This is a genomic window from Bacillus sp. PK6-026, assembly GCF_054161455.1.
In genome coordinates, this window is the sequence record NZ_CP096418.1 from 994,936 (window position 1) to 1,011,949 (window position 17,014).

General features: G+C 46.6%; 13 protein-coding genes and 1 riboswitch. Of the genes, 9 read left to right on the plus strand and 4 right to left on the minus strand.

Translation table 11 applies throughout. From position 1 onward, the window contains the following. Nucleotides 1–172: 172 nt before the first annotated feature. Nucleotides 173–286, plus strand: a riboswitch (SAM riboswitch). A 99-nt stretch (nt 287–385) separates the two neighbouring features. From M1D59_RS05040 to M1D59_RS05055, 4 genes are all read left to right on the plus strand, one after another. After that, nucleotides 386–1,387 carry a methionine ABC transporter ATP-binding protein gene (locus tag M1D59_RS05040; RefSeq protein ID WP_023856483.1) on the plus strand — a complete coding sequence of 334 codons (1,002 nt, stop codon included), beginning with the start codon at nt 386–388 and terminating at the stop codon, nt 1,385–1,387. 2 nt (nt 1,388–1,389) lie between these two features. Then, on the plus strand, nt 1,390–2,040 hold the full coding sequence (locus M1D59_RS05045) for a methionine ABC transporter permease (RefSeq protein WP_020450685.1): 651 nt from the start codon (nt 1,390–1,392) through the stop codon (nt 2,038–2,040). Between the two features lie 21 nt (nt 2,041–2,061). Then, the gene (locus M1D59_RS05050; protein ID WP_458117845.1) at nt 2,062–2,880 is read left to right on the plus strand and encodes a MetQ/NlpA family ABC transporter substrate-binding protein; all 819 of its coding nucleotides are present in this window, start codon (nt 2,062–2,064) and stop codon (nt 2,878–2,880) included. A gap of 126 nt (nt 2,881–3,006) precedes the next feature. Further along, entirely contained in the window at nt 3,007–4,392 is a 1,386-nt protein-coding gene (locus M1D59_RS05055) for an L-cystine transporter (protein ID WP_020450687.1), read from the plus strand. Nucleotides 4,393–4,437: 45 nt separating this feature from the next. On the opposite strand, the gene M1D59_RS05060 is transcribed toward M1D59_RS05055, so the two are convergent. Together M1D59_RS05060 and M1D59_RS05065 are read right to left on the minus strand one after the other, a co-directional pair. Beyond that, on the minus strand, nt 4,438–4,779 hold the full coding sequence (locus tag M1D59_RS05060) for a hypothetical protein (RefSeq protein WP_020450688.1): 342 nt from the start codon (nt 4,777–4,779) through the stop codon (nt 4,438–4,440). A gap of 47 nt (nt 4,780–4,826) precedes the next feature. Further along, nucleotides 4,827–6,623 (minus strand): alpha/beta fold hydrolase, encoded by a 1,797-nt coding sequence (locus tag M1D59_RS05065; RefSeq protein WP_458117846.1) that lies wholly within the window; start codon nt 6,621–6,623, stop codon nt 4,827–4,829. A 145-nt stretch (nt 6,624–6,768) separates the two neighbouring features. On the opposite strand from M1D59_RS05065, the gene M1D59_RS05070 reads away from it, so the two are divergent. Both M1D59_RS05070 and M1D59_RS05075 read left to right on the plus strand, forming a co-directional pair. Beyond that, the gene (locus tag M1D59_RS05070) at nt 6,769–7,329 is read left to right on the plus strand and encodes a YhcN/YlaJ family sporulation lipoprotein (protein WP_095289854.1); all 561 of its coding nucleotides are present in this window, start codon (nt 6,769–6,771) and stop codon (nt 7,327–7,329) included. A gap of 115 nt (nt 7,330–7,444) precedes the next feature. Continuing rightward, nucleotides 7,445–8,338 (plus strand): hypothetical protein, encoded by an 894-nt coding sequence (locus tag M1D59_RS05075; protein WP_396279055.1) that lies wholly within the window; start codon nt 7,445–7,447, stop codon nt 8,336–8,338. Here M1D59_RS05075 and M1D59_RS05080 read toward each other — a convergent pair. After that, entirely contained in the window at nt 8,332–8,979 is a 648-nt protein-coding gene (locus M1D59_RS05080; RefSeq protein WP_020450692.1) for a spore coat protein, read from the minus strand. The two genes, M1D59_RS05075 and M1D59_RS05080, sit on opposite strands and share 7 nt — an antisense overlap. A gap of 691 nt (nt 8,980–9,670) precedes the next feature. Between M1D59_RS05080 and M1D59_RS05085 the strand changes: the two genes are divergently transcribed. The 3 genes from M1D59_RS05085 (at nt 9,671) to M1D59_RS05095 (ending at nt 15,988) form a co-directional block, all read left to right on the plus strand. Beyond that, nucleotides 9,671–11,692 (plus strand): ATP-binding protein, encoded by a 2,022-nt coding sequence (locus M1D59_RS05085; RefSeq protein ID WP_411239087.1) that lies wholly within the window; start codon nt 9,671–9,673, stop codon nt 11,690–11,692. A 112-nt stretch (nt 11,693–11,804) separates the two neighbouring features. Next, nucleotides 11,805–15,407, plus strand: coding sequence for a 5'-nucleotidase C-terminal domain-containing protein (locus M1D59_RS05090; protein WP_458117847.1), 3,603 nt, complete (start codon nt 11,805–11,807; stop codon nt 15,405–15,407). Beyond that, the gene (locus M1D59_RS05095) at nt 15,404–15,988 is read left to right on the plus strand and encodes a class D sortase (protein WP_023856493.1); all 585 of its coding nucleotides are present in this window, start codon (nt 15,404–15,406) and stop codon (nt 15,986–15,988) included. Before M1D59_RS05090 ends, M1D59_RS05095 begins: the two co-directional genes overlap by 4 nt. Nucleotides 15,989–16,019: 31 nt before the next feature. Here M1D59_RS05095 and M1D59_RS05100 read toward each other — a convergent pair whose 3' ends face one another. Beyond that, complete coding sequence (locus M1D59_RS05100) at nt 16,020–16,937, minus strand: RluA family pseudouridine synthase (RefSeq protein ID WP_105980836.1); 918 nt, start codon at nt 16,935–16,937, stop codon at nt 16,020–16,022. Between the last annotated feature and the right edge of the window lie 77 nt (nt 16,938–17,014).

Consider the following 17,014-nt stretch of genomic DNA (forward strand, 5'->3'; position numbering starts at 1 on the left):
AGTGTTTAAGCGAAATTACAACTGCTAAACACAATTTTTTTAAAAAAAGTGAAATTTAATAATCAGGGCGAAAAATAAAGCATTAAAAAGCGGGTTTTTGAAATTTTCACAATTCTGATTGACAACATTTCAAAGAAGCTGTAAAGTTAGGTAAAACTTCATGCATCAACACTTCTTATTCAGAGAGGCGGAGGGAATTGGCCCTATGAAGCCTCGGCAGCGGGTTCTGCATACAGCAGAATACTGTGCCACATCCAACAAGCCGTACGGGCTTGGAAGATAAGAAGAGAGCGGACCACTCTATTTACTTCGTGTCGTCTAAGGCTTCTTCTTATTTTTTAAGAGGGAGCCTTTTTTGTTAGCCAAAAAGAGGAGGAAGATCATCATGATTACATTTGAAGGCGTTGAAAAGGTCTATGAAAGCGGCGGACAGAAGGTTCATGCGCTCAATGGAATCGACCTTCATGTAGATAAAGGGGAAATATACGGCGTCATCGGATTCAGCGGCGCAGGGAAAAGCACGCTGATCCGCTGTGTGAACTTCCTTGAAAAACCGACGGCCGGAAAGGTATTCGTCGGCGGAAGAGACTTGATGTCTCTGTCGAAAGCTGAGATTCGAGCTGTTAAAAGGAAGATCGGCATGGTATTTCAGCATTTTAACCTGTTAAATTCAAAGACGATTTTCGCTAATGTCGCTGAGCCGCTCGCGCTTGTCAAAACACCGAAAGCCGAAATCAAGCAAAAAGTGACGGAACTGCTCCATTTTGTCGGACTTGAGGATAAAGCCCGCGATTATCCGGATCAGCTGTCGGGCGGCCAAAAGCAGCGCGTCGGCATTGCCCGGGCGCTGGCGACAAATCCGGAGGTTCTGCTCTGTGATGAAGCGACATCCGCGCTTGACCCGCAGACGACCGGCGATATTTTGAAGCTGCTGAAGCGCGTCAACGAACAATATAACATCACGATTTTGTTGATCACTCATGAAATGAATGTGGCAAAAGAAATCTGCGACAAAGTCGCGGTCATTGAAAAAGGAAGGATCATTGAATCAGGCAGCGTGTTTGACGTGTTTTCCGCGCCGGAAACCGAAACGGCCAAAAGCTTTGTCAAATCAGCCATCGACCACGAGATACCTGAATCGATTCAAAAATTAAATGTGAAGCATCTCTACCAGCTTCAATTTGTCGGCGAATCTTCCGGGAAGCCATTTCTTTCGCAAGTGGCAAAGCGGTTTGACGTAGAAGTCAACATTCTGCACGGAACGATTACAGAGCTTCAGGGAATTCCGTTTGGCAGTATGACGGTTGAACTGCAGGGGGAAGACGGTGAAATCGGGCGGGCGCTCGAATATATCCGCAGAGAAAACATTCGCATCAGGGAGGTATAAGCATGCTTGTTACATATGACCAAATCATTGACGCACTGGTTCAGACGATTCAAATGACGGTTTTCTCGCTTTTATTTTCAAGCGTGATCGGCATTCCGCTCGGCATTTTGCTGGTTGTCACAAGGAAGGGGCATCTGCTTGAAAATCCGGCAGTTTTTACGGTTGTCAATATGATCATTAACATTTTCCGTTCCGTTCCATTTATCATCTTGATGGTTGCTTTAATTCCGGTGACAAGGCTGATTGTGGGGACGTCCATCGGCACATCGGCAGCGATTGTTCCCCTGACTTTTTATGCGGGGCCTTACATCGCAAGGCTCGTCGAGAACTCTCTGCTTGAAGTCGATCCGGGAGTCATTGAAGCCGCTGAAGCAATGGGAGCGACTCCGCGGCAGATCATCTTCCGGTTTCTGATTCCGGAAGCGCTCGGTTCGCTTGTGCTGAGTTTTACGGTGGCAACGGTCGGATTGGTCGGAGCGTCGGCGATGGCTGGTGCGATAGGCGCCGGCGGTCTTGGGGATTTGGCGATCACATACGGCTACCAAAGGTTTGACACGCTGACGATGATCATCACGGTTGCAATTCTCGTCATCGTTGTGCAGGGATTGCAGACATCCGGAAACGTTCTGTCCAAAAAATTGAGAAGAAGATAAACAGAGAGGGAGACAGCTATGATGAAAAAGTTCACATTTGTTATCATTTTACTGCTGCTTGCGGGAGTGATCGCGGGGTGTGCGGCAGACTCTGATGCGAAAACCATTAAAATCGGCATCAGCGGAACGGATACAAGAATCTGGGACTTTGTGAAGAAAAAAGCCGAGAAAGAAGGCTTAAAGCTTGAAATCGTCAAATATTCTGATTATGTTCAGCCGAACCAGGCTTTGGCGGGCGGTGACATTGACGCCAATGCATTTCAGACGATATCTTACTTTAATGCATTCAAAAAGGAACGCAATCTTGAACTTTCGCCGATCGGCATAACGATCATCGCTCCGATGGGCATTTATTCCGAGAAGTATGATTCGCCTGACGATATACCAAACGGCGCGGAAATCGCTGTTCCGAGCGAAGCGACGAACATGGGCAGAGCCTTGCTCCTGTTGGAGTCCGCCGGCCTGCTTCAATTAAAGGACGGATTTGACGGAAACGGAACGCTTGATGCGATTAAAGAAAATCCTAAAAAACTCAAAATCACAACGGTGGCCGCAGAGCAAACGCCGCGCGTGCTTCCCGACGTCGCTGCATCTGTTATCAACAACGGCATAGCGGTTGACGCCGGCTTCCATCCTGTCAAAGATTCGATTAAACTGGAAGACGAAACAGCGACACCGTACATCAACATTATTGCGGCCAGAACAGAAGACCGGGACCGTGAAGATTTGAAAAAGATCGTTGAGCTGTACCAATCAGACGATACCGCTGAATTGATCAAAAAAGAGTTTGACGGTGCACAGCTGCCGACTTTTGTTCCACTGAAAGACATCGGCGAATAAAATGTCAGTCGCGCAATTGATTCCCGGGTCATATATTGAAATACATCGATAATTCCTACTTGACCAATCAGGTTTGTTGTACTATAGTTTTTAAATGTAAAAAATTCTGGGGGTGCTTTTGTTACCATGACATTATTTGTTGTTATTAATATTATCGTCATGCTCGGCCTGATGGCGCTCCTTTATATGATGCAAAAAAAACATGTTTCGTTTTCTAAGCGGGTATTTACCGCTCTGGGAATCGGCATTGTTTTTGGATTCGCTTTGCATTTTATATATGGTTCGTCTTCAGAAACGATTACGCAGACATCTGATTGGTTTAATATTGCAGGCGGCGGTTATGTGAAGCTTTTGCAGATGATCGTTATGCCGCTTGTATTCATCTCGATTTTGGGTGCTTTTACAAAGCTTAAACTGACGCACAATATCGGAAAAATCAGCGGATTGATCATCGGCCTCTTGATCGCGACGACAGCTGTCGCTGCTGCGGTGGGAATCGCGTCCGCACTTGCTTTCGACCTGCAGGCTGTCCATGTGGATCAAGGCCAGGCAGAGTCAATGAGAGGGGCGGAACTCGAACAGAAATCGCAGGACATGGAAGCCAAAACACTTCCACAGCAAATTGTCGAGCTTCTTCCGGGGAATCCGTTTTTAGATTTTACGGGAGCAAGACCGACATCAACGATCGCCGTTGTTATTTTTGCGGCTTTCCTTGGAATCGCGTATCTCGGGGTCAATCGAAAACAGCCTGAACAAGCTGAGCTTTTCAAAAAGATGGTTGATGCCGTGTATGCGATCATTATGCGTGTAGTGACGTTGATTCTGAGGCTGACGCCTTACGGTGTATTGGCGATCATGACAAAAACGATTGCAACGAGCGATCTCGACAGCATTGCCAAGCTCGGCAAATTTGTCATCGCTTCATATGTGGCGCTGATCGTCATGTTCATCATTCACCTGCTGCTCATTACATTCAGCGGTTTAAATCCTGTCACATACTTGAAAAAGGCGTTTCCGGTCCTTGTATTCGCGTTTACATCTAGATCAAGCGCAGGCGCTTTGCCGCTGAACATTAAAACACAGCGCAGCCTCGGTGTTCCCGAAGGCATTGCAAACTTTGCCGGTTCCTTCGGACTGTCCATCGGACAAAACGGATGTGCCGGAATTTACCCTGCAATGCTCGCGATCATGATTGCGCCGACGGTCGGACAAAATCCGCTTGAGCCGTCATTTTTGTTCACGGTTATCGCTGTTGTTGCGATCAGCTCTTTCGGAGTGGCAGGCGTCGGCGGAGGTGCGACATTTGCAGCGCTTCTCGTCCTTTCGGCGTTAAATATGCCCGTAGCGCTTGCCGGACTGCTGATTTCGGTTGAGCCGCTCATCGACATGGGGCGTACGGCTCTTAATGTCAGCGGCAGCATGACGTCAGGACTTGTCACAAGCAAAGCAACAAATGAACTTGAAAAAGACACGTACCAAGACCGTACTAATATCATTGAAGCAGAAGTGTAAAAGAAGAACGGCCCGCACAGCTTGATTGCTCGTGCGGGCCGTTTTTTATGAATAGTTTTGGTCGTTATCGAACATCGTCTGGTTTGCAGTCTGATCGTTCATGACATTAACCGGGGCAGTCATATGGCTTGATTGATGCTGGTCGTTTGCCGTATGGCCTGACTGGCGATGTTCCTGTGACTGTCCTCCGGAATTGAAAGCCTGTTTGATCATGTCAGCCGGATTCATCATCATCTGGTTTCGGCCGTTACCTTGCTGTCGACCTCCCATGCCCTTCGCGAACATGCCTGTCAATCTTTTGCGGATTTCGGGAGAAAAAGCCGCGGTCAATGCAGCTGATCCTAAAACCAATACAGCGGGATGGATGCCTGATCTTCTTCTAAACAAAGGGTCAACCTCCTTTTTACGTATACCATCCCCAGTCCTGATCGGTTTTATTCTTCAAGCTGTGCCGCGAGATATAAGCGGTTACTTTCGAAAAATTCGAAAATTTTATGGTAGGCTTTTATTTTATTTTCTCTTTTAGAAAAACCGTGCCCTTCATTTTCCAAAACAAGATACTCAATATTCCGCCCCATGGCTTTTAACCGATCGACGACCTGATCGGACTCTTCCTTTACGACGCGGGGATCGTTTGCGCCTTGGATGATCAGCATCGGCTGAGTCATATTCTCCAGGTATGTAACAGGAGAATCGGCTTTCAGTTTTTCATAATCCCGCTCAGGGTTGCCGACCCATTTTTCCATCATCGGCTGCCAGAAATCCGGTACGGATTCGACAAACGAAAACAGATTGCTGACTCCGCATATATCGACGACGGCGCGGAAATACTCTGGATGCCTTCCGTGAAGCAATAGCGACATATACCCTCCGTAGCTGCCCCCCATTAAAAAAAGTTTTTCGCGGTCCGCAAGCTTTTGATCGATAAGCCAGTCGATGCCTGCAGTCATATCGAGGCGCGGTCCGTCTCCCCAATCTTGTTCAACCATTTTAAAGAAGGAATAGCCGTAATTCGCTGATCCCCTGAAATTAGGGGCGAATAACTGGTAGCCCATTTTCGCAGCGAGTTGAAAGAGATCATAGAACATAAAGGTTTCTGCATCTTGCGGTCCGCCGTGCGGCCAAATAATCGTCCAGCCGTTCGCTTCTTCCGGGCCCGGCTTAAACAGCAGCCCTTCTATTGCGAGACCGTCAAAAGAAGGATATGTCACAACCTCCGGATATGACAGCTCCTGTTCGGAGAAACCCGGAACCGAATGTTTCGTTAATTGCCGCCATTTCGTCTGTCCTTTCGTTAATACATAGAGATTAGTCGGCCTGGTCGGCGTTGAGCCGAGAATGTACAGCGTGCCCGAAGAGGCGCAGTGTATTTTCGAAATGGATGTGCAAGGGCAGTCCACCTGCCGGCTTCCTCCTGTTGCTGTGTTGTACTCATACATCACCTCTTTGACGCCTTTTTTTCCAATCAGATAAAGGAAAGTTCCACTCGGATCAGCGTGGATGGCTGTTAAATCAGTTTTGTCAATCGAAAGCACCGGCGCAAAAATACCGGATGAAACGTTGTACAAGGCAAGGTATGAAAACTCGGCTTCGTAGTTTGTCGTGACGAATAACCGATCATCAGATGCAAAGCGGGAAGAATAAACCATATGAGGCAGCGTCTCATCGGGGACGATTCCTGTCGTCACACCTTCAGCGGTATGGATCATGCAGACATTGTGGCTGTTGACATAGTAGACATGGATGCTGACGGCTTTCTCGCCCGGGCTTACATCAGCCAGTATTGAAGTTCCGTCTTTTCCTTCAAAAATAAGCTCTTCTTTTTCAGCGAGACAATCGTATCTGTATGTATTTAAAAATGTCGGATTGTCCTTTGTGGAGGAGTAGTAAACGGCGTTTTGGACAGGGATGGGCTCGAAGTGGCGGTCCGTTTGATTTCCGTTTAATGAATGGAACGACCCGTTTTTTGACGAAAGCTTGTACAGTCCGCTTTGTTCGTTTCCGTCATGGTCAAAACCGGCATAGAGAATAGAGCCGTCGGGATTGTAGGCGATTCCTTTTGCATCCTGATTCAAGAATGACAGCTGGTACGGGTATGCATCGGGAAGATCCATCGCCCACAGGTTTGATGTTCCGTTGAGATTTGTATCAAAAACAAGCTGCGTCTCATCGGGATGTACCGCAAAGTCTTTAATTCGCAGCACATGCAAAATGCTTTTTGCTTTTTCCATTTTATATACACCTCCGGATTTATTTGGGTATTTTTACATTCAATAAGATCATAACAAAAGTCGCGTATAAAAAATATGCTTTAGACAAATAAATAACACGAAAAAGAAAAAACCTATACGTCAATCATTAAAGGAGGCAATTTTAATGTTCAGTATGAAAAAAGGCGCGATTGTTGCTTTGCTCCTTCCGTTTTTGTTCACAGCCGGATGCGGCATGGCAAACCAGGGGGCGGATAACAACCGTCGCAACCAGGACAATGCGCTTCAAAATGTAACAAACAGAGATAACGACCGCACGAATGTCAATGACGGCAGAAACGTCAACGACCAAATGAATGTGACAGACAACCGCGATGCCAATCGGAACAATAATAATATGGAAGTGGCGGATAAAGCTGCAGACAAAGTGACGGAACTGAAAGAAGTCAGAAGTGCAAACGTCATTACGACAAACCGCAACGCTTATGTAGCGGTCGTTTTGAAAGGCAATCCGAAAGGCGACGTAACGAATGAGCTGAAAGGGAAAATCTCGAAAAAGGTTAAAGAAGCAGACAATAACATTAACAATGTATTCGTTTCGGCAAATCCTGATTTTGTTGACCGGATGACAAATTATGGCGACAGAATCCAAAATGGCGAACCGATCGAGGGCATGTTTGAAGAATTCGGTGAAACGATCAACAGAATTTTCCCGAATCAAAGATAATGAAAAGCCGCAATGAGCGGCTTTTTTTGTTGGCTGCTTTTCATACAGGCCACTTCCTGAACCTTTCCGCATAGTGTGTAGTACAGAGAAGCACATCGCGGAGGAGGGATGATATGTGACGGGAGAGATGAAAGCAGCCTTTATTTTAATTATGGCGGGCACTCTATCCGCTTTGTTATTGGCCGTTTTTGTCGTGTTCAGCCAAGAGAGCCCTGAGGCAGCTGTTCTTTCTGGGAAAAAAGAAAAACTGAAAGAATCGCTGAAAATGCTTAAATATGAAAGTGTCAGCATTTATTACGCTAAAGAAGATAGGACGATCCTGGAGCTGACAAAGGAGACGCTTCGGGATGCAGCTGACATGAATCGGGAACTGTTTGCGAGTCCTCTTCAAGACAGCGTTGATTTGATCTTTTTTTCAAACCGCGATGATATGGAGTCATTTTCAAAATTAAAGGATATCACCGGATTTTACTCAAATGATATGCGGATGATCGGGCTGTTGCTCGAGGAGAAAAAGCATCTGAATAGCGGCGAGGGATTCGCCGTCTTCCTGTACAAACGGGTGCTGATACATGAGTATACCCATTATGCTTTTCACGTCAAGCTGAGAGAACTGAATGCCGACCCGGCAGCTTATCCGCTTTGGTTTCACGAGGGAGTGGCGGAATGGGTTTCTGCGCATGACGCCGTAGAAATCCGGACTTTGCCGTCAGCCGTTCCGTTGAGCAAGCTGAAGACCGACAGGCAGTGGCAAAAAGCACGCATTGGATATGAAACCGATATTTATTTGCAAAGTTATTATTTGATCGAAGAGCTCGTGGAGAAAAAAGGAAGGGATGTCATCCTCGACATGATCGAGGAAACGGCTGCTCGGGGAAGTTTTGAAGACGGATTTAAGGCCGCCGTCGGTCAGTCTTTACTGGGCTTTGAAAAAGAATTCAAACGGAAATATGAAGCGAAAAAAACGGCACGGAACGTTTCTCTTCCGTGCCGTTTTCATTATCAATGAATAGGTCTCTGCTGCCCGTTCGGAGGCATTTGCGGCTGACCTTGCACCGGAGCGAATGCTGAAGTCATCTTCTGCATGTCTTGCGGTGCAAGCTGAGGAACTTGATAGTACCCGTGTTTGTTCTGATAAAGGAAAATTTCATAAGCCATTTCGATATAGTGAGGAATCTGGTCTGCCAGAACTCTTCTGCAGACAGGGTTTGTCACTTCGGGAGCCGCCATGGCCAATGCCGAACAATTGGTTTTCATCAAGCCGAGCATAAAGCTGCTGATACAGGCGTCATCAATCGCCTGCACGGATTGCTTCGGCTGTTTCGGCTGGGCATCTTTTAACCCGTAGACAAATTGGCGATCCTCTTTCATCATATACGTTGCCGTTTCCTGACTCGGCTTTTGCCCCGTTCTGAAACATTCTGTCGTGATGTTGTACTGAGACGAAATAAACCGGTGCTGCCGGTCCAAAATATCGAGCAGCTCCGGATCTTTGACATGCTCTCTGAACATCATATATTGCTCAAGAACGCCGATCATACCGGACAACACTTCATGCATGTCAAACACTTCGTGGCCCCCGTGATTCATATGCTGCATTCCTTCATTGCCTTGATTGATTTGCATTTGCGGCTGGTTTTGCTGTTCCACTCTAACGTATCCTCCTTAAATGTAATTCAACTATTATATTTCGTTTTTGCCGTCATGTTTATTCAAAAAAGGAATAATCGATAAACTGGATTTAAAGGGATTTTATTCTAACCGTCGAATAGTTTAGTTCAGAGAAAATATTATGGGGGTCTTGTGTTCAAAGACAATATATCATCTCATTGGTCGAAAGTGGAAATGAGGTCATTTTGGCGTCAAACTGAAAAAAACTGAGGATCAGGAGAGGAAATTCTGGCCGGTTTTGAGATCCCTCGTACCTTTGTAAACGGAGCACATATCTGCCGGGCGATGATGAAATGTTCATGCATGCTTCCGGCAGTTAAAGGAATTCGATGAGTGGATGGATGTTTGATATCCGAAAAAACAAATGAGCCGAAACAGGTCGGATTCAAATAAAGGCTGCCGGAAGAAGAATAAAAGACGGATGTCGGTCTTGTGTTCATGCACTTTTGTTTAAATATGGACTGAAAAACAATCGATTTGCAATGCCCGGGTGGATATCGGCATGAAGAACTTTGGCATTTAAAGAAGGTGCCTGCAAACTTTTTATTGCCCCTGCGCGATCTGTAAAGGATTCTCCCTCCGTAAATGATTTCAGCTGCCAATCATCATGAAAATGCAAAAAAGGTGTTTTCCTTTTTGATTTTGCACTTAGAAAAGGAGGAGTTTTGTAATGCTGGGCTCAAGTGAGACGGTTGGAAAAATGTCAGGTTTATTTGGTAATGATTCTGTGTATCCGAAGGTGCAAACAGAAGTATATAAAAAAATCAATGAACTGAGTGGTTTTCATAGGCTGGATGATATTTATCTTTCCTTGATCGACCAGTATATGTTTCCTTGTCTGATCCTGAATGACCGGGGAGAAATTGTCGCGTCCTCAGAAAGTGCCGATCAATATTTGAAAAGTTCAAAAGGCAACATTCATCAAGCTTTTCCCGCGAGCTTATCCGTGCAGGTCAATGCCGCTTTACAACGGGCAAAAAAAGAGAAAAAAGTGTCGTTTAAAAACGTTCCGATTTATTTAAGCGGAGAACTATCCTTTGTTCATTTGACATTAAAAAGTTTCTTCCGCCAGTATCACAAGCTTTATGTGCTGTTTATCGAAAAAGCAAAAGAAGAGGCTGCCCGCGCGCCGGTATCCGGCGGAGAGGACGGCCAGCTTCATCTCCAACATCTGTACCGGACGGTAAAAGAGCTCGAAGCGTCCAACGACGCTTTGGTGTCCGCCAATCAAAAGCTTCAGGAAGAAAACAAAAAATTAACGGCGCTAAACAGGGCGTTTGAAAAGAAAGTGAATGAGCTGAACACCCTTAAAAATGATCTGAACAATCTGCTGACGAGCACGAACATCGCCGCCGTTTTTTTGGATCAGGAATTGAAATTGAAATTATTTACGCCAGAAGCCGCCAATATGTTCGACCTGAAAAAGGAGGACCTTTCAAGGCCTGCCGATAAGCTGACAGAGAGGTTCAACTATGAGGAGTATGCCGATGACTTAAAGCGGACACTTTATGAAAACAAGACGGTCGTAAAAGAGTTCGAAATGCCAAACGGCGGCTGGTATGCCGTGAAAATGATGCCTTATTATGCTTCGGGGAAAAAGATTGAAGGCATTGTTGTCACGTTCACGAATGTCACTGAACTGAAAAAGACAAACGAGGCCCTGCACATCAGCTCACAGGCTATTGATCAAAGTCCGGCCAACATATTGCTCACTTCGGTCGACGGTTCGGTTACTTATGCAAACAAACGCTTCTGCCGGATGCTCAGAAAACAACAAGATGACATCATCGGCAGGGATGTATTTGACATTTACCGCAAGCATTTTCACTGTGATGATCTCCATCGCTACTGGAAGCACGTCCTTGATAAGAAACCATGGTCAGGGGATCTTCATTACCAGGATGGGGAGCAGCAGGACAGGTGGGAGCAAACCTCCCTTGTTCCTGTGGAGGACAGCGCAGGGAACGTGCATCAGGTGATGCTGATATCCGAGGACATTACAAACCAAAAGCGGTCTGAAAAAATGCTTATGAAATCGGAAATGCTGTCAGCGGTCGGGCAGCTCGCTGCCGGGATCGCTCATGAAATACGGAATCCCCTCACATCTCTGAAAGGGTTCCTCCAGCTGATGATCCAGTCTAAAAAATATCAAAAAGACTATGCGGAAGTGATGATGTCCGAATTCATCAGGCTTGAAGCGATTATCAACGAATTTCTCGTATTGGCCAAAACAAAATCGACTACATTTGATCCGGTTCAGGTCAACTCGATTGTTGAAGATGTCTGCATGGTATTGGAGTCGCAGGCCGTGCTGAACAATGTGCGGATCGAGAAACAGCTGAGCGGAGATCTCCCTGAGATTCTTGCTGTATCAAATGAACTGAAACAGGTTTTCCTCAACATATTAAAAAATGCGATAGAGGCGATGGAGGATGTTGAAGGCTTTATCACAATACGTTCCTACTTTGAAAAAGACAGCGTATTCATCACCTTTGAAGATCAGGGAAAGGGCATCTCAAAAGATGTGCTTGAAAAGCTTGGGGAGCCATTTTATACAACGAAGGAAAAAGGAACCGGGCTCGGATTAATGGTTACATTTAAAATTATTGAAAATCACGGCGGAAGCATTCATTTTGAAAGCGAGGAAGGAAAAGGAACGACCGTAAAATTGAAGCTTCCGATTAAAGAATGAGAATGCGGTCATCCCTGTTCTCATTCTTTTTTGAAAATTTTACAAAAAAATTATATGTTCTTTATCATTATCAGATAAACTTGACAGGAAGCAAAAAACGGGAGGCGAATATATGGTCAATGTTCTAAAGTGTCGTTTTTTAGCTGGTTTGACGATCACCCTTATGATGATTGCGTCTTTTTTAGCGCCGTTTGCGGACGTATCGCGCGCTTCAGAAACGATTACCGTAGAAGAAGCGATTAAGCACAACGAAGGGCATGCAGCCGTTGAAGGGTATGTCGTCGGGCATACTGTGTCGAGCGGCCATTATCGTTTCAGCGGAAATTTCGCCAACGATTATAACATCGCAATCGCAGATAAAAAAGAGGAAACATCACCTGAGAACATACTCCCCGTGCAGATACCCGCATCTTTCAGAGACCAGTTCGGTTTAAAGACAAACCCTCATCTCATCGGAAAAAAACTCATCATTGAAGGCGAACGCTCTACATATTTTAATTCCCCCGGTTTGAAATCCGTTCAATCCATCACATTTTCCGGAGGCGATGCGCCGCCAGTCCAGCCGGAGATCAAAACGATAGCCGAGGCGCGCAAGCTTTTAAATGAAACGGTCAAAATCAAAGGAATCGTCACTGCGGATCAAGCAGCTGTCGGAGGAGGAAAACTGTCCACATTTATTCAGGACGACACGGCGGGAATCAATATTTATTCCGCTGTACAAGACGATTTTCCGGAGCTGAAAGAGGGGATGTCTGTCTCGGTCACAGGGAAGATCACGACATTCAAAGGTTTGACAGAAATTGTTCCTGTACCGTCAGGCATTGAAGTAACCGGAGAAGGAGCGGCACTGCCTGACCCTGTTCCGTTGACCATTAAAGATGTGCTCGATCACGGAACGGCAGCTGAATACGAAGGCCGGCTTGTGAAGATGAAAGGCTTTATTGAAACAAAGCCGGATGCGCCGGCAGGCGGCGGCTATAATATTACGATGATCGATGAAAACTATCATCCGCTCACACTAAGGGTGATGGAACAAACGAATGCCGCCGAATCGATAGAACAAGGACAATGGTACGAAATTACCGGCGTGTTAAGCCGTTATGATACGGTGCAGCTTCTGCCAAGAAAGCAGGACGACCTTCAGATATTAGACGGCGTCGGGCATCCTCCCCCCGCTGCTGAAGGGGAATACGAAAGTGTTGTCGAACGAGTTGTTGACGGGGATACGATCCACTTAAAAGAGCCGGTTCTCGGATCTACAAAAGTCCGCTATGTCAACATAGATACAGCCGAAACTTATCATACGCCGAAAAATGAATTAGATGAAAACCAGCTGAAACATGGAAACAAGGCGAAGGAATATTTGCAGTCTATATTGGCTCCGGGAGACAAAGTCACTGTGAAGGTGGGCAAAGAAGCAAAAGACAGCTACGGCCGCCTGCTTGCCCAAGTCATCACTGAAGACGGCGTCAATACGAATTTGCAGCTTGTCCAAAAGGGGATGGCTGTCACCTATTTCATTTGGCCGATTGGAAGTGATGAAGACTATCAATTGTTTCAAAGCGCCGTCAAAAAGGCGAAAGACGAGAAAATCGGCATTTGGAATCCCGCTGATCCCCTCCTCGAAATGCCGTTTGAATTTCGTGCCAGGGAGCAAGGCAAAGGGCTGACGCGGCACGTCGGAGACTCTGCGGAAAAAACGTATGTTGCGCCTGAAAAGTGGCGAGAGATTCCGGTGGAAAGACGAATTTTCTTTGCGACGGCTGAAGAAGCGGAAGCTGCAGGCTATTCGAAAAAAGAGCAAAGCGGCAATATTCCGCTGCGTCTGTTAAGCATGAATGATCTGCATGGAAAGATCGATCAGCAATATGAGCTCGATCTAAACGGCGATGGCCGGACGGATGGAACATTCGGCAGGATGGATTATGCAGCAGCATTAATCAAAGAAAAAAAATCCGAACGTGAAAATACGCTGATCGTCCATGCAGGCGATATGATCGGAGGAAGCTCGCCGGTTTCTTCCCTGCTTCAAGACGAACCGACAGTTGAAGTCATGGAGGAAATCGGATTTGACATTGGAACCGTCGGGAACCACGAGTTTGATGAAGGGACCGAAGAGCTGCTGCGCATGTTGAACGGCGGCGAACACCCTGAAGGGAAAGGGACAAAAGGTTATGACGGACAGAATTTCCCGCTTGTCTGCGCCAATTGCAAGTTGAAAACAAGCGGGGACAGCTTTCTTCCTCCATATGAAATCATTGAAGTTGAAGGAGTGCCTGTCGCTTTTATCGGCGTCGTGACACAGGCGGCTGCCAATATGGTCATGCCCGAAGGGATTCGCTCAATTGAATTTACAGATGAAACAAAGGCCGTCAACCAGGCTGCAAAAGAATTGAAAGCGAAAGGGGTCCGGGCGATAGCGGTGCTCGCCCATATGACAGCTTCCCAGGACGGCGGAGTTGTGACCGGTGAATCAGCCGAACTTGCCAAAAAAGCAGATCCCGAGATCGATGTTATCTTTGCCGGCCACAATCATGAAGTGGTCAACGGCCAAGTCAATGATATTTTAATCGTTCAAGCATACGAATACGGGAAGGCAATCGGTGTTGTCGATCTTGAAATCGATCGGGAATCGAAAGACATTGTTCAAAAGAAAGCGGAAATCGAATATGTGAATCAGGAAAAGCTCAAGCCTGATCCGGCGGTCGGTCAGATACTGGATAAATATGAGCAGATGGTTGCGCCGATCATCGGTGAGAAAGTCGGTGAAGCAGCGCACGACATGGCAGGAGGCTATTCAAATGACGGAGACACCCCTCTCGGAAATCTGATTGCTGACGGCATGCGGCACGCGATGAATTCAGATTTCGCATTGATGAACGGGGGCGGGATCCGCCAAGATTTAAAAAAAGGAACGATTACATGGGGAGACTTGTTCAATATCCAGCCTTTCGGCAATGTACTCGTCAGGCTTGAAATTAAAGGAAGGGATTTATACGATATTATAGACGCGCAAATATCCCCATCATACGGTCCGGATTACTCGATCAGCGGCTTTACCTACACATGGGACCCGAAAACAAATAAAACCGCGGATATCTTTCTTGAGGACGGAACGCCAATTGATTTAGACCGGACATATACGCTGACCGTAAACAACTTTATGGCATCTGCTTCGGGCAGCAAGTATTCGCCGATTTCCCGGCTTGGAAAAAATTCGGTCACAGGGCCGGAGGATATCGAAGCCACAGTAGAATTTGTCAAAAGCTTTAAAGAACCGATCGCTTATGCTGCCGAAGGACGAATCAAAAAATTAGCAGAAGATGATTCGCGTCCGGGAGAAGAGCCAGCTGATCCTGATGATGAAGAAAAACCCGGAAGCGGAGGCGCTGATCCGAATGACGAAGAAAAACCGGCTGGAGATAAGGGCGATGGAGAAAAGCCCGGCTATGACAGCGGAGAAAAGCCGGTTCATGGCGATACGTCAAAGAGCGGAGCTGCTCCTGTTGCAGGCGTGACGATCGGTGAAGGGGCGGATGCGCCGGAGGAGAAGATGGACGGTTTGTCAAATGATGCGTTTCTGTCAGATTCGCGTGAAGAGCACAAGCTGCCCGATACGGCGGCCTTTTACGGCGGTTTCCTTTTGTACGGCTTCCTGACATTTATGTTTGGAGCGATTCTTTATATGCGGAAAAGGGGTATTGCAAAACTATGAAAGTCAAGATGTTATCGTTTCTGCTTATGACGGCGGGGCTTGCCATTTTTGCATACGGCGGCTGGAAAATATTCGATATGAACAGACAGACCGATATTTCTTTAACTGCAGCAAAAGAAGCCATTGCATCGAGTCAATCCGTCCGTTCAGCAAAGCATCCCTCAGCGCCCGCATCGTTTAAACCCGACAACGGCGAAGCGGCAGGCATCCTCCATATTCCCAGACTGGACGCTGAGCTTCCCATCGTTGAAGGAACCAGTCCCGATGATTTGAAAAAAGGTGTCGGTCATTATAAAGACAGCTATTATCCAAAACAAAACGGGCAAATTGTTCTTTCGGGGCACAGGGATACGGTTTTTCGCAGAACAGGAGAGCTTGAAATCGGAGATAAGCTGAAAATCGAGCTTCCATACGGAAGCTTCGAATATGAAATCACACACACGAAAATTGTTGATCAAGATGATACATCCATCATCACGCTGCAGCACGAAAAAGAAGAACTGCTGTTAACGACATGCTATCCGTTTTCTTATGTCGGAAATGCGCCTGAGCGCTATATTATGTATGCAAAACCGCTTTAAGGCTGTCCTTAATGGACAGCCTTTTTTATGTTTAATCAATCGTGCCGAACAGTCGTCCGATTTCGTCTTTCAAGTCATTCGGCAGCGGTGCTGTGACAGTGACGGGTTCTTTTGTGATCGGATGGGTGACATTGATTTCGATCGCGTGAAGAGCCTGCCTCGGAAAAAGTCCCTCTGAACCGCCGTATAAAGTGTCGCCTGACAAAGGATGACCGATGCTTGCAAGGTGAACACGTATTTGGTGGGTTCGGCCTGTCTCCAGCTGCAGCCTGCATAGTGTAACATCGTGCCGGCTGTCATACTCTTTCGATTCAAAATGGGTCACGGCGGGCTGTCCGGAATCGGACACCCTTCTTCTGACGGGGTGGTACCTGTCTCTGCCGATCGGCGCCGAAATGGTTCCTGTTCTTTTTCTGAATTTCCCTTCCGTTACAGCTAGATATGTACGCGACAGTTCTTTTCTTTGCAGCTGTTCGTCTAAAAGGGCGTGGGCGAGGCGGTGCTTTGCAAAAACGACAGCGCCGCTCGTATCCTTATCAAGACGGTGGACGTGCCGGACTTTCCGCTCCTCGCCGTTCATTTGAAAATAAAACGCCACAAGGTTGCTCAGCGTGCCGATCTGGCCAGCTTCATTCGGATGTGTCGCCATTCCCGCCGGCTTATTGACAATGAGCATATGATCATCTTCAAACAGAACGGGAAGTTCCCCGTATTCAGGGACGATTCCGCTTTCTTCCTCCTCCCTGAGATCGATCATCACGCTGTCTCCGCTCTCAAGCCGAACGTTATGATCTACGGGTTTATGATTCACTTTAATTTTCTCGTTTGCGACCCAGTATTGAATGACAGGCTTCGATGCTTTCGCTTCTCTTTTTAGAAATGCAAATAAATGTTCGCCGTCATGCCGGCTGCCTGCACTAAAGATTAAGCCGTGGTTTTTTTGGTTCATTTTTACTGCTCCTTTCTGTAAAAAGCGTTCAGCCATTAGGAAACACTTACCTTCACAGCCCATTGTTTATGTATGAT